Origin of the sequence: Pseudomonas viridiflava (genome assembly GCF_900602065.1) — a bacterium.
Lineage (GTDB): Bacteria > Pseudomonadota > Gammaproteobacteria > Pseudomonadales > Pseudomonadaceae > Aquipseudomonas.
This window is the reverse complement of record NZ_UWFN01000350.1, coordinates 80805-94073: the sequence shown is the minus strand read 5'-3', so window position 1 is coordinate 94073 and position 13269 is coordinate 80805. Positions and strand designations below refer to the sequence as shown.

Sequence of the window (13269 nt, the reverse complement as noted above, 5' to 3'; positions counted from 1 at the left end):
CGGGATGCTCTTCACATTCGAATGGGCTAATGCATGCACCGCCGACAAGTTCTGCTCAATCTTCTTCTCGCCAGCGCAGCGCTAACGTTGCCCTTAGGTGCCACTGCGGCTCAGATCAGAAATGCGCGGTTGTGGCGCAGCGACGAAAAACTAAGGCTGGTGCTCGATCTCAGCGGCCCGGTGCAATACAAAACCTTCACCCTTGGCGCGCCGGACAGATTGATCATCGATATCAGTGGTGCGCGGCTAAGCGGAGATTTTAGTCAGCTGGCGCTGGCTAACACGCCGATCAAATCCATTCGCTCAGGGCATTACGGCCAAGGCGATGACACCCGAATCGTTCTCGACCTTACCGGTCCGGTGAAGCTCAACAGCTTTCAGCTTGGGCCCGCCGGTGATCAGGGCCACCGCCTGGTACTAGATCTGGGTACCGGAACGTCCGCTTCGCAAATAGCAGCGCAACCGTCGCAGCACTCTCCTGCGAGCAATGACAACCCGCACCCTAAGCGCAACATCATGGTCGTGGTCGATCCGGGGCATGGCGGCAAGGACCCGGGAGCGGTGGGAGCCAAGGGCGAGCGTGAGAAGGATGTCGTGTTGTCCATCGCTCAGCTTTTGGCCAAGCGGCTAAAACGGGAGAAGGGATTTGATGTGCGTCTGGTGCGCAATGACGACTTCTTCGTGCCGCTGCGTAAGCGCGTTGAGATTGCTCATCAACATAACGCTGACATGTTTATCTCGGTCCATGCTGATGCGGCACCCCGCCTGACGGCTTCGGGGGCGTCAGTGTTTGCCTTGTCTGAAGGGGGCGCGACATCTGCCACTGCACGCTTTATGGCTCAGCGAGAAAACGGTGCGGATCTTCTGGGCGCGACCAGCTTGCTTAACTTGAAGGACAAGGACCCGATGCTGGCCGGGGTTATTCTCGATATGTCGATGAACGCGACTATTGCTGCGAGTTTACAGTTGGGCAACACCATTCTCGGTAGCCTGGCGAATATCACGGCGCTTCATCAAAAACGTGTCGAACAGGCCGGTTTTGCAGTGCTCAAGTCGCCGGATGTGCCTTCGATTCTGGTGGAGACCGGATTCATCTCGAATGCGAGAGACAGCCAGCGTCTTGTCACGGCACGCCACCAGCAGGCAGTGGCTGATGGTTTGTTTGAGGGGTTGCAGCGGTATTTTCAGCGTAATCCGCCGATTGATTCGTACATGGCGTGGCAGCAACAACAGAAGCAAGCCGGGCAGGTTTAGCTTTCTACTGTAGGAGCCCCTGAGTATTCCTGTCACCACGCTGTCTTGTGGCAAACAGAGACCTGTGGGACCGGATTTAGCCGGGAAGGCGGCATTCCTGACGATAAAAAAGCGGCGGATGTACTGGCCTCTTCCCGAATAAATTCGGTCCCACAGAGACAGGTTTACTGATTGTATTGTTATACTATAACATTGTCGGGTGATTGATCCGGTGCCTCGCACCGCCATGCGAACAAGGTCAAAACCTTGCAACCTGATGGGTATCCCAATGCCAAATCGTCTTCCTGTCACCGTCCTGTCCGGCTTTCTCGGCGCCGGTAAAAGCACGCTGCTCAACTACGTTCTGCGTAACCGCGAAGATTTGCGGGTGGCCGTTATCGTCAATGATATGAGCGAGATCAACATTGATGGCGGCGAAGTTCAGCGAGATGTCAGCCTGAACCGCGCACAGGAAAAACTCATCGAGATGAGTAATGGCTGCATCTGCTGCACGCTGCGTGAAGATTTGCTCGAAGAGGTCAGCCGTCTGGCTCAGGACGGGCGCTTTGATTATTTATTGATCGAATCCACCGGGATTTCCGAACCGCTGCCTGTGGCAGAAACATTCACGTTTCGCGATGAAGCGGGCAAAAGCCTGACTGATCTTGCGCGGCTGGACACCATGGTCACGGTGGTCGATGGCGTGAATTTCCTGCTTGATTACCAGGCTGCAGAAAGCCTCGCGACCCGAGGTGAGACGCTGGGAGAGGATGACGACCGCTCAATCACCGACTTGCTGATTGAGCAGATTGAGTTTGCCGATGTGATTTTGCTGAGCAAGATCGACTTGATCAGCTCCAGCGAGCGTGAAGAACTGATCGCCATTCTGCAGCGGCTCAATGCCCACGCCGAAATTGTGCCAATGGTGATGGGCGAGGTGCCCTTGGCAAAGATCCTGAACACCGGTCGGTTCGATTTCGAGCGTGCATCCCTGGCGCCGGGCTGGCTCAAGGAGTTGCGCGGCGAGCATGTGCCGGAGACCGAGGAGTATGGCATCGCCTCCACGGCTTATCGGGCTCGTCGACCCTTCCATCCAGAGCGCTTCTTCAGCTTTATTGACCGGGAGTGGACCAACGGCAAACTGCTGCGCTCAAAAGGTTTTTTCTGGCTGGCTAGCAAGCATCAGGACGCCGGCAGCTGGTCCCAGGCTGGAGGATTGATGCGTCACGGTTTCGCTGGCCGCTGGTGGCGGTTCGTTCCGCGTGCCCATTGGCCTCAGGATGAAGAAAACATCAGCGCGATCATGGACAACTGGACGTCACAAACCGGTGACTGCCGACAGGAGTTGGTGTTCATTGGCCAGAATATCGACTTCGCGCAGCTCACCGCGGAACTGGATGACTGTTTGCTCACCGATGCAGAGATGGCGCTGGGCACCGATGGCTGGGTATCGCTGCCCGATCCGTTTGGGCCCTGGCACGAAATGGAGGCTGCGTAATGCTTGCGACGGTATTGAAATGGCAGCCGCGAATTCGTCAGGTTCAGGGTGATACGCCTGCCGTTCTCAGCCAAGTGCTGGACGATGATGTGAATCTCGCCGTCTGGCAGCGTCAGTTACCGGCGCACATTGCCGACTTTGGTGCGCTGCTGCTTTCTCTGAACGAGCCCCTGGCGGAGGCCATTACGCTGGAGATCAGCGATGACGATGCTCAGCCCGACCTCCAGAACTTCGCGTCTGCTTATGCTGATCTTGAAGGCTATGAAGGTTTCATCGCCGACGTTTCATGGCTGATTAGTGCTTACGCTTGCCTGCTCGGGGCCAAGCGCGTAGGCGTTCGACTTCGGGTTCTGGATAAAGCCATGTGCCCGCGTTTCCACGTCGATCATGTACCGGTCCGCTTGATCACCACTTATGCGGGCATCGGCAGCCAGTGGCTGAGAGAAGGCGCCATTGATCGCAGCCAGTTGGGCAACCCTCAGGCCGAACCCCGGGACGCGCTGAAGATCAGGCAGATCAACGGTGGTGACGTTGCGCTGCTCAAGGGCGAGCGCTGGGTGGGTAACGAAGGCCAGGGTCTGGTGCATCGTTCGCCGCAGTTGCAGCGTGATGAGCGACGTTTGTTACTGACCCTGGACTGGTTGGCTTAGAAGCATCTTTGGCATGACCATGAGATCTGATTTTTGTGGGAGCCGAGCTTGCTCGCGATAAGGCTGGACTCGATTTAAAGCGAACCGTGTTCAGCCTTATCGCGAGCAAGCTCTGCTCCCACAGGTAATGTAGTTTCAGCCACTTACGGCACCAACCACTTGCCCTGACTCTGCCCCTCGCAAAACGGCTTAAGGTACGCCGCATCGCTCGCCACGCCGTAATAGTGAATATCTTCGCGATAAGGCATATTGGCGACTTGCGCGTTGCTACAAATACCAAAGGCACCGCTGGGACATTGCTCTAGAAATGTCACATCGGTTTTTTGTCCTGCCAGCTGTGGTTGGCAGAAGCCGTCATGAAACAGCTTGGGCGGGATGTTGCGGTTGGCCTGGCAGACTTTCACGTCCAACCGTTCGGCCTGACTATGTACCAGACATGCCTCGGCCCATGCGTTTCCTGCACTCGCTACCCACACCATTCCCAGGAACATCGCGATCCTGGCTTTAAACGCCTTCGTCATAAGCGACCACCATGCTGCAGAACATTGCGACCCACGTCATCGGCGGACCTTTGGGGGCAGGCAAGACCAGCCTCATCCAACATCTATTGGCGCAAAAACCAGCAGATGAGCGCTGGGCGATCCTCATCAATGAGTTCGGTCAGATCGGCCTGGATGCTGCGCTGCTGACCACGGCCGACGATGGTATCGCACTTGGCGAGGTGGCTGGCGGTTGCCTGTGTTGCGTTAACGGAGCGCCTTTTCAAATCGGCCTGGGCCGTCTGCTGCGCAAGTCCAGACCGCATCGATTGCTGATCGAGCCGTCCGGCCTCGGTCATCCCGCGCAGTTGATCGAGCAGTTGCAGCAAGCGCCTTGGCTGGGTGTGCTCACGGTTCAGCCCAGCGTCATGGTATTGGATGCGGCGGCATTGGCTGCCGGGAATCCACTGCCACCTAGCCAACAATCGGCGCTGAATAGCGCCGGGTTATGGGTGCTTAACAAGTCAGCGGATCTGGATACTGCGGCACGTCAGCGGATTACTGAGCGATTGCCTGTAGGCAAGATGATCTGGACGGAACAGGGCAGGATGTCGTTGGCTGAACTGCCGGGTGTCTCTCCAACATCCGATTCGGCTGTGGATAACACCGCTGTGGATAACCTTGCTTTGCCCAAGAGTCTGGCGCAGCTTCCTGCCGTATGGACGGACCCCGGTCTGCCGATTTGTCTGAGTCAGAGCCAGCAGGAGGGTTGGAGCATCGGTTGGCGTTGGCATCCAGATCGACGCTTTGATCTGGCCCGCCTGGCACTGTGGTTGCAGAGCATGGACTGGCTTCGCGCCAAACTGGTTATCCACAGCGAAAAAGGCTGGGTGTCGGGCAATTCCGTAGCGGGCGATGCTGTGAAGTGGCAAGTCAGCGAGTGGCGACGGGATTCGCGGCTCGAATTGATCTTCTTGCGGGCACAGGATGAAGCCTGCTTACAGGCTGAACTGTCCGCTTGTCTGCTCTAGAACAACTTATCCACAAGCCGCGCGTGATCTACTGCTTCCACTTGTTGTGTTCTTGCCGCCATTGGCTCAGCTGGATGATTTCCGCACTGGGCGGTGGCGTTTTCATTTCGAACGGGTAGGGCGCCAGTTCAATCTGCGCGCTGTGCGCGCCAAACATGGTAATGGTGCCAGGATGGCGCTGTTCACCGGTCACGGTGAATTCAAAGTTGTACACACGGGCCAGGCGTTTACGACCCTGAGAATCGCGGGCGAACGTCAGTTTGCGTAAAGCCACGTTGCCATCCAGTAGCTCTACGTCGAGCTTCGCGCAGTGCTGTTTGACGCGCTCCAGCGCACGCTCGCGCAGACCATGAGCGTGCCACAGCCATGCAGCGCCGGTGGCCAATAGCATCAGGACGAACATGTTTCCCAAGGTCAGCATGAAAAAGCGCTCCAACAAAGTGCCACCAGCTTAACTGTGTCAGGGGATTTGCAGCCATACTGCGCGACTTAAATTTCTCACTACTGCATTTGCATCGTGTTCAGGAACCCTTGATGAAACGTACACCCCATTTGCTCGCCATCCAGTCCCATGTGGTTTTCGGCCATGCAGGCAACAGCGCTGCAGTGTTTCCGATGCAGCGGATCGGGGTGAATGTCTGGCCGCTGAACACCGTGCAGTTCTCCAATCACACGCAATACGGGCAATGGGCTGGCGATGTATTGCCTCCGCAACAGATTCCGGCGCTCATTGAGGGCATTGCTGCTATCGGTGAATTGGGCAATTGCGACGCTGTGCTCTCCGGTTATTTGGGGAGTGCTGCTCAGGGGCGGGCGATTCTGACGGGCGTTGCGCGGATCAAGGCCGCTAACCCTAACGCGTTGTACCTGTGTGATCCGGTAATGGGGCACCCCGAGAAGGGGTGCATCGTCCCTCCGGAGGTCAGCGATTTTCTTCTGCAAGAAGCGGCAGCAGTGGCAGATTTCATGTGCCCGAACCAGCTGGAGCTGGACAGTTTTTCCGGCCGTAAACCGGACTCATTGGCTGATTGCGTAGCCATGGCTCGCGCGTTGTTGGCTCGCGGCCCTAGAGCGGTTGTGGTCAAGCACGTGGATTACCCCGGCAAGCCCGCTGACGGCTTTGAAATGCTGCTGGTGACCGCCGATGGCAGTTGGCACTTGCGTCGCCCGCTACTGGCCTTTCCGCGTCAGCCAGTGGGTGTTGGCGACCTGACGTCCGGTTTGTTCCTGGCTCGCGTGCTGCTTGGGGATGAGCTGGTTGCAGCTTTTGAGTTCGCCGCCGCGTCAGTGCACGAAGTGCTGCTGGAGACTCAGGCGTGCGGCAGCTACGAACTGGAACTGGTCCGCGCCCAGGACCGCACGGCTCATCCTCGTGTGAGGTTTGAGGCGGTGCGGTTGTAGAGTGTGGTCAGCACGGTTCACTGTGGGAGCTGGGCTTGCCCGCGATAAACGATCACGCGGTGTACCTTATATCTGCGTCTCATATATCGCGGGCAAGCCCGGCTCCCACAGGAATAGCTGCCTGATTTACCGGGGTTGAGTCTCGCCTTAAAGCGTCTCGTCCTTGATTTCCTGATAACGCTTTTCCAGCTCCTGGCGGATCTGCCGACGCTGTTGAGCCTGAATGTAGCGGCGTTTGCCATCCGGGCTCTCTGGTTCCAGCGGCGGGACGCTGGCCGGTTTGCGCTGGTCATCCACCGCGACCATGGTGAAGAAGCAACTGTTGGTGTGACGCACCGAGCGCTCGCGGATGTTTTCCGTGACGACCTTGATGCCCACTTCCATGGAAGTGTTGCCGGTGTAGTTCACCGACGCGAGGAAGGTCACCAATTCACCGACATGAATCGGCTCGCGGAAAATCACCTGATCCACTGACAGGGTTACGACGTAACGGCCTGCGTAGCGGCTTGCACAGGCGTAGGCAACTTCATCGAGATACTTCAGAAGGGTGCCGCCGTGTACGTTGCCAGAAAAGTTGGCCATGTCCGGGGTCATCAATACAGTCATCGACAGCTGGGCGTTTCCGGGTTCCATAGCGTACTCACGATCAAGGCGGTTCAGAAATTGCACCTTATGGCGGTGCTTACGGATTCAAGCGTTGTGTGGCAGTTATCGGGACGCTTGCTGGCTGGAGGCCGTCACGCGGTTACCCGATCTGTTTCCATATATTGCACCGGCTTTATCAATGAATGTGCAGTGTTAACCTGCGAAAGCCCGTGGAGCGGGCAATTTCTTACAAATTAATCAGATTTTTGCAGTGCAGTAGCTGAATTCTCCGTCGCTTTTCGGGGATTCGGCCAGCAGCAATGCGTTTCATAAGGAGCCGGACCCATGCATGCCATCAGCTTTATTCAGGATTTGGCAGTGATCATGCTGGTGGCTGGCGTCGTGACTATCCTCTTTCATCGCCTCAAACAGCCTGTGGTGCTGGGCTACATCGTCGCCGGTTTTATCATCGGCCCGCATACACCGCCATTCGGGCTGATCCACGACGAAGACACCATCAAAACCCTCGCCGAGCTAGGGGTTATCTTCCTGATGTTTTGCCTGGGGCTGGAGTTCAGCCTGCGCAAGCTGTTCAAGGTTGGTGCTACAGCCTTTATCGCGGCGTTTCTCGAAATTACCCTGATGATCTGGATCGGGTATGAGATCGGTCAGTACTTCGGCTGGAGCACCATGGATTCGCTGTTCCTCGGCGCAATCCTGGCGATTTCGTCGACGACCATCATCGTCAAGGCGCTCAACGATCTGAAAATGAAGAATCAGCCCTTCGCGCAGCTGATTTTCGGCGTGCTGATTGTTGAAGACATCCTGGGGATCGGCATTATCGCGTTGCTGTCCGGGATCGCAGTCAGTGGATCGGTCAGCTCCGGCGAGGTGTTCTCCACCGTCGGCAAGCTCTCGCTGTTCATGATCGTTGCTCTGGTGATCGGCATCCTGCTGGTCCCGCGTCTGCTTGCTTATGTGGCGAAATTTGAAAGCAACGAAATGCTGCTCATCACCGTGCTCGGTCTGTGTTTCGGTTTCTGCCTGCTGGTCGTGAAGCTTGAATACAGCATGGTACTGGGTGCTTTCCTGATCGGTGCGATCATGGCCGAGTCTCGCCAGCTGTTGAAAATTGAGCGCTTGATCGAGCCGATTCGTGACATGTTCAGCGCCATTTTTTTCGTCGCGATCGGCTTGATGATAGATCCTGCGATCCTTGTGCAATACGCCTGGCCGATTGCGGTGATCACCGTCGCCGTTGTCCTCGGCAAGATGCTTTCCTGCGGGCTTGGTGCATTTCTCGCCGGTAACGATGGCAAGACCTCGCTGCGCGTGGGCATGGGCCTCTCTCAGATTGGCGAGTTCTCTTTCATCATCGCGGCGCTTGGGATGACTCTTCAGGTCACCAGCGACTTCCTTTACCCGGTGGCGGTCGCCGTTTCCGCCATCACGACGTTGCTGACGCCGTATCTGATTCGCGGTGCCGATCCGTTGTCCAACCAACTGGCAAGCATCATGCCTCGCCGCGTAGCGCGTGTGTTTGGCATGTACGGTGAGTGGCTACGCAGCATCCAGCCGCAAGGCGAGGGCGCGCTGCTGGCATCGATGATTCGGCGGATTCTGTTGCAGGTCGGGGTTAATCTGGCCCTGGTCGTGGCCATATTCTTCTGCGGAGGCTATTTCGCCGAGCGCATCGGTGTGTATATCAGCGACTGGGTCGGCGACGTAGGGCAACAGAAAGCCTGGATCTGTGGCGCTGCCTTGTTGCTGTCGTTGCCATTCCTGATCGCGGCTTATCGCAAGCTCAAAGCGCTGTCGATGCTGCTGGCTGAGATGGGCGTCAAACCGGAGATGGCAGGCCGGCACACGGCGCGAGTGCGCAAAGTGATCGCCGAGGTGATTCCTCTGCTGTCTTTGCTGGTGATCTTCGTGATGCTCGCGGCGCTGTCCGCGAGCATTCTGCCGACCAACGAACTGCTGATTCTGATCGCCGTGATCGCCGCCATTGTCGCGGCAGTAGCATGGCGCTGGTTCATCAGAGTACATACGCGTATGCAGATCGCGTTGCTGGAGACGCTGGGCAATAACCAGGAGTCGAATGGGCACTAGCGGCCCGATTGAAGCCTGATAACTGGGTACTGTAGGAGTTGTCGGAGGTTACGACGGCGCCGATAGCGGTTTGTCTGACTCATCGCTATTCGCAGCCTTCGGCAGCTCCTACAGATCCAGGTAACGCGGCTCAGCTTTCCAGCCAGACGTCCCGCGCCCAGTGCCATACCGATTCCCAGCTTTCTTCGGTAACCAGCTCTTCTTCGCCGGACCACAACACTACAGTGCCGTCTTCTTCGACGCAGTAGTAGTCTTCGCCGTCCTGACAGATCGGGATCAGCTCGCGTGGCACGCCAATATCCCAGGCAGAGGCCGCGACCTCAGGCAGATAAGTATGCGATCCGGGGTCGGTAACCGTTACCGGCTCCAGGCTGCCGTACACCACGTCGCTTACCGTCAGGAGAAATTCCTTGAAGACGAAGGGGATGTTGATGAACAGCTGTTCTTCGACCTCAACGAGTTGGTCCTCGTCGGGCAGCTCCAGCGGAACCGGAACAGGTTCATTCGCTTCGCGTAATTGTTCAATGACTTCTTCCACGGCCTGGCTCCTCTGACTTGATGGCGCGGTTTATACAGTAGCTTAAAGCCTTTCTCAAAATAACTATCCCAACGGATAAAACAAAAACCCCGGACAAGTCCGGGGTTTTGCTGATGCGTGAAGCTGTCTGGATCAGCCGTTCTGGCGGATACCAGCAACCAGCCAAGGCTGATTCTCGCCTTGCGGGCGTTCCATGTTCCAGCTTTCGCTGAACACTTCGCCTTGGTCAAAGCGCGAAGATTTGGAAACACCGCTGAAGGTCAGCGTAGCGATGGTCTTGTCAGCGCGATCATCCAGGCCGTCCAGTTGCACGGTCAGGTTGTCGATGTAAGTCGACTGGAACGCGTCGCCCAGATCTGCACGCTCTTTCTTCAGGAACTGCAGCATCTGTGGGGTCACGAACTCTTCGATCTTGTCCATCTCGTTCGCGTCCCAGTGCTGTTGCAGCGACTGGAAGTGGCTACGAGCGGCTTCAAGGAAGCGCGTTTCGTTGAACCAGGCCGGAGCATTGATCACCGGAGCGGCTGCCGAGGCTGCACCCGAACCACCGAAAATCGAGTTCTGGGCAGGCTGTTGAGCGGCTTCACGCTGATAATTCATCGGGCCAGCAGCAGTAGCCATTTGCTCGCCTTGTTGCTTACGACGACGAGCAGCGATGAAGCGGAAGATCAGGAAGGCAATGACTGCCATGATCAGGATGTCGAAGATTTGCATCCCCTGGAAGCCGTCGCCCATGAACATGGAAGCGAGCAGGCCGCCGGCAGCGATACCGGCCAATGGGCCGAGCCAGCGGGAAGCGCCGCTGGCAGCAGGTGCCGGGCGGCCAGCAGCGTTAGGCGCTGCGGCAGGGGTGGATGGAGCCTGGCGCGCCTGATGGCTTGGCGCCGAGCCCATGCTCTTGCCACCACCGAAACGCGCAGCATTGGCCTCGAAGCTCATGGTGAGCCCGATGCACAACGCCATAGCGATGCTTAGAAAACGTTGCATAAGGGTATTCCCGTTTTGTGGATTGCACGCGCGCCATATTGCATAGGGCATATGTGTCTGGCTAGCGGCCAAGTGTTTCCGGCTTTTGCGTAATTCCCGAAGACCCTATGTAGGTTGGTCCGTAGGGCGTTGGTGAAAGTTCTGTAGGACGGATCGCCGGACAGTGTCATCTATATGGAGGTGACCGGGGGCGGATTCAATCTGCCGCTGCATCGCTGCTGTCTGTGGGAGCTGGGCTTGCCCGCGATAAGGCTGGATACGATTCACATGAAACCGCGTTGACCTTATCGCGGGCAAGCCCAGCTCCCACAGGAAGTATTTCCATTCAGACAACGAGTCAGCAGTCTAAATAGCCTCCAGCTTCGCGTAGCCCATCATCAGCCACTTGCTGCCTTCTGCGAAGTTGACCTGCACTCGTGCCTGCGCGCCTGCGCCTTCGAAATTCAAGATCACCCCTTCGCCAAACACCGCGTGCTGCACACGCTGGCCGAGACTGAAGGAGGTTTCCGGAATCCCGGTGCCGTTGAAGAGGTTGCTGGTGCTGACCTTTTGCGTGCCACCGAATGGACGGCTAACGCTATTGGACAAGCGTACTTCCTGAATCAGCAGCGGCGGGATTTCACGTACGAAGCGCGATACCTTGTTGTAGGTCTCGCTGCCGTACAGGCGACGTGTTTCCGCATAGGTCATTACCAGTTGCTGCATGGCGCGAGTAATGCCCACGTACGCCAGACGCCGTTCTTCTTCGAGACGTCCAGGTTCCTCCAGGCTCATCTTGTGCGGGAACAGGCCTTCTTCCATGCCTACCAGGAACACGTAAGGGAATTCCAGGCCCTTGGCGCTGTGCAGGGTCATCAACTGAATGCTGTCTTCGTGCTCCTCGGCCTGGGTATCCCCGGCTTCCAGCGAAGCATGGCCGAGGAATGCCGCCAACGGGGTCAGCTCGGCGTGTTCTTCGTTGTTTTCGAAGTTGCGCGCGGCGCTGACCAGTTCCTCAAGGTTTTCTACCCGGGCCTGGCCTTTTTCGCCTTTCTCTTCCTTGTGGTAATTGATCAGCCCGGACTGCTCGATGACGGTCTGCGTCATCAAGTGCAGCGGCATTTCCATGACCTTGGCGGCGAGGTTTTCGATCAGTTCGACAAAACCATTCAGCGCGCCTGCTGCACGGCCGGTCAGGCCCTTATTGGCGATCAGTTGGCGAGTGGCTTCCCACATCGATACGTCGGCATGACGAGCATGCTGACGTATCGCTTCGACGGTTTTTTCGCCGATGCCGCGGGCCGGAACGTTGATAACCCGCTCAAGAGCTGCATCATTGCCCCGGCCTTCCAGCAAACGCAGGTAGGCCATGGCGTTCTTGATTTCCATACGCTCGAAGAAGCGTTGGCCACCATAAATACGGTAGGGAATCCGTTCGCGCAGTAACGCTTCTTCAAGCACCCGTGACTGGGCGTTGGAGCGATAAAGAATGGCGATTTCGCTACGCGCCAGCCCTGTCTTGAGGGCGCTTTCGATGGTTTCCACGACATAACGGGCTTCGTCGTGTTCGTTGAAGGCTGCGTACAGATTGATCAGCTCTCCATCGCCGACATCAGTCCACAGCTCTTTGCCCATGCGCCCGCTGTTATTGATGATCAGCCCGTTGGCCGCCTTGAGGATGCTGGCGGTGGAGCGGTAGTTCTGTTCCAGACGTATGACTTCGGTGTCCGGGAAGTCAGACGAATATTGGTGGATGTTTTCGATCTTTGCGCCGCGCCAGCCATAAATCGACTGATCGTCATCGCCTACGACCATCAGGCTGTCGCCGCCCTGCGCCAGCAAGCGCAGCCAGGCGTATTGCACGGCGTTGGTGTCCTGGAATTCGTCGACCAGTACATGCCGGAAGCGTCGCTGGTAATGAGCGAGCAGGCCAGGGTTGTCGCGCCACAGGTCGAGCGCGCGCAGCAGCAGCTCGGAGAAATCAATTACCCCGGCACGCTGACAGGCGACTTCGTAGGCTTCATAGACCGACTTCATGGTGGTCAGGAAAAGATCGCCGCTGGCCTGAATGTGCTTGGGGCGCAGGCCTTCGTCTTTTTGACCGTTGATAAACCAAGTGGCTTGTTTGACGGGCCAGCGTTGTTCATCCAGCCCCAGCTCGCGCATGACGCGCTTGACCAGGCGTTGCTGGTCGTCGCTGTCCAGGATCTGGAAGGTCTGTGCCAGATTGGCTTCCTGCCAGTGCGCGCGCAACAAGCGGTGCGCAAGGCCGTGAAACGTGCCCACCCACATGCCTGCCGGGTTGATACCCATCAGTTGTTCGATCCGGTGGCGCATTTCTGCTGCCGCCTTGTTGGTGAAGGTCACCGACAGGATCGAGTGTGGCGAGGCTTGCTCGACCTGGATCAACCAGGCGATGCGATGCACCAGCACACGGGTTTTGCCGGAACCAGCGCCGGCCAGAACCAACTGACGACCCACGGAGGCAGCTACGGCCTGCCGTTGGGCATCGTTGAGGGAATTAAGCAGAAGGGAGAGATCATCGCGCATCGACGCATTCTAGGGTGCCGAGCGAAACCGGGCAAACCATGCTTTGCCCGAATCGACAAAAGTGCGCTCGGCGACGATCGGCAGGCAATCATCCGTACTGACCAGATGTCCGAATTAGACGAGCACAATGAGTCAAGTGGCGAACTGCCATTTAATATGAGAGGAGACGTTTGGTCTCTGGTGGCGCTTGTGTATGCTCCGTGCACGTTCAAGGCCACACCATTATAAG

Annotated in this window: 12 protein-coding genes; 6 read left to right on the top strand and 6 right to left on the bottom strand. The window is 57.3% G+C overall.

The genetic code is table 11. The features are described from left to right. Positions 1-33 precede the first annotated feature (33 nt). The 3 genes from EE949_RS27445 to EE949_RS27435 all read left to right on the top strand — a co-directional run bounded on the left by EE949_RS27445 (position 34) and on the right by EE949_RS27435 (position 3381). A complete protein-coding gene (locus tag EE949_RS27445; RefSeq protein WP_122667160.1) occupies positions 34-1254 on the top strand; it encodes an N-acetylmuramoyl-L-alanine amidase in 1221 nt (406 codons plus the stop codon). 268 nt (positions 1255-1522) lie between these two features. Next, positions 1523-2731: a zinc metallochaperone GTPase ZigA gene (zigA, locus tag EE949_RS27440; RefSeq protein WP_122667159.1), complete on the top strand. Its 1209-nt coding sequence runs from the start codon at positions 1523-1525 to the stop codon at positions 2729-2731. Then, positions 2731-3381 carry a DUF1826 domain-containing protein gene (locus tag EE949_RS27435; protein WP_122667158.1) on the top strand — a complete coding sequence of 217 codons (651 nt, stop codon included), beginning with the start codon at positions 2731-2733 and terminating at the stop codon, positions 3379-3381. Before zigA ends, EE949_RS27435 begins: the two co-directional genes overlap by 1 nt. A gap of 143 nt (positions 3382-3524) precedes the next feature. Here the strand turns inward: EE949_RS27435 and EE949_RS27430 are convergent, their stop codons facing one another. Beyond that, positions 3525-3872: an NADH:ubiquinone oxidoreductase gene (locus tag EE949_RS27430; protein WP_162873974.1), complete on the bottom strand. Its 348-nt coding sequence runs from the start codon at positions 3870-3872 to the stop codon at positions 3525-3527. A gap of 41 nt (positions 3873-3913) precedes the next feature. On the opposite strand from EE949_RS27430, the gene EE949_RS27425 reads away from it, so the two are divergent. Beyond that, on the top strand, positions 3914-4891 hold the full coding sequence (locus EE949_RS27425; protein WP_122667156.1) for a CobW family GTP-binding protein: 978 nt from the start codon (positions 3914-3916) through the stop codon (positions 4889-4891). 28 nt (positions 4892-4919) lie between these two features. Here the strand turns inward: EE949_RS27425 and EE949_RS27420 are convergent, their stop codons facing one another. After that, a complete protein-coding gene (locus tag EE949_RS27420) occupies positions 4920-5312 on the bottom strand; it encodes a DUF3301 domain-containing protein (RefSeq protein ID WP_122667155.1) in 393 nt (130 codons plus the stop codon). Between the two features lie 113 nt (positions 5313-5425). On the opposite strand from EE949_RS27420, the gene pdxY reads away from it, so the two are divergent. Continuing rightward, the gene (gene pdxY, locus EE949_RS27415) at positions 5426-6292 is read left to right on the top strand and encodes a pyridoxal kinase PdxY (protein WP_122667154.1); all 867 of its coding nucleotides are present in this window, start codon (positions 5426-5428) and stop codon (positions 6290-6292) included. 147 nt (positions 6293-6439) lie between these two features. On the opposite strand, the gene EE949_RS27410 is transcribed toward pdxY, so the two are convergent. Beyond that, a complete protein-coding gene (locus tag EE949_RS27410) occupies positions 6440-6925 on the bottom strand; it encodes an acyl-CoA thioesterase (protein WP_027901706.1) in 486 nt (161 codons plus the stop codon). A gap of 297 nt (positions 6926-7222) precedes the next feature. On the opposite strand from EE949_RS27410, the gene EE949_RS27405 reads away from it, so the two are divergent. After that, the gene (locus EE949_RS27405; protein ID WP_122667153.1) at positions 7223-8986 is read left to right on the top strand and encodes a cation:proton antiporter; all 1764 of its coding nucleotides are present in this window, start codon (positions 7223-7225) and stop codon (positions 8984-8986) included. 130 nt (positions 8987-9116) lie between these two features. On the opposite strand, the gene EE949_RS27400 is transcribed toward EE949_RS27405, so the two are convergent. The 3 genes from EE949_RS27400 to uvrD all read right to left on the bottom strand — a co-directional run bounded on the left by EE949_RS27400 (position 9117) and on the right by uvrD (position 13040). After that, complete coding sequence (locus tag EE949_RS27400; protein WP_027901704.1) at positions 9117-9524, bottom strand: SMI1/KNR4 family protein; 408 nt, start codon at positions 9522-9524, stop codon at positions 9117-9119. A gap of 132 nt (positions 9525-9656) precedes the next feature. After that, positions 9657-10511, bottom strand: coding sequence for a Tim44 domain-containing protein (locus tag EE949_RS27395; RefSeq protein ID WP_122667152.1), 855 nt, complete (start codon positions 10509-10511; stop codon positions 9657-9659). Positions 10512-10856: 345 nt separating this feature from the next. Beyond that, positions 10857-13040 carry a DNA helicase II gene (gene uvrD, locus EE949_RS27390; protein WP_122667151.1) on the bottom strand — a complete coding sequence of 728 codons (2184 nt, stop codon included), beginning with the start codon at positions 13038-13040 and terminating at the stop codon, positions 10857-10859. Between the last annotated feature and the right edge of the window lie 229 nt (positions 13041-13269).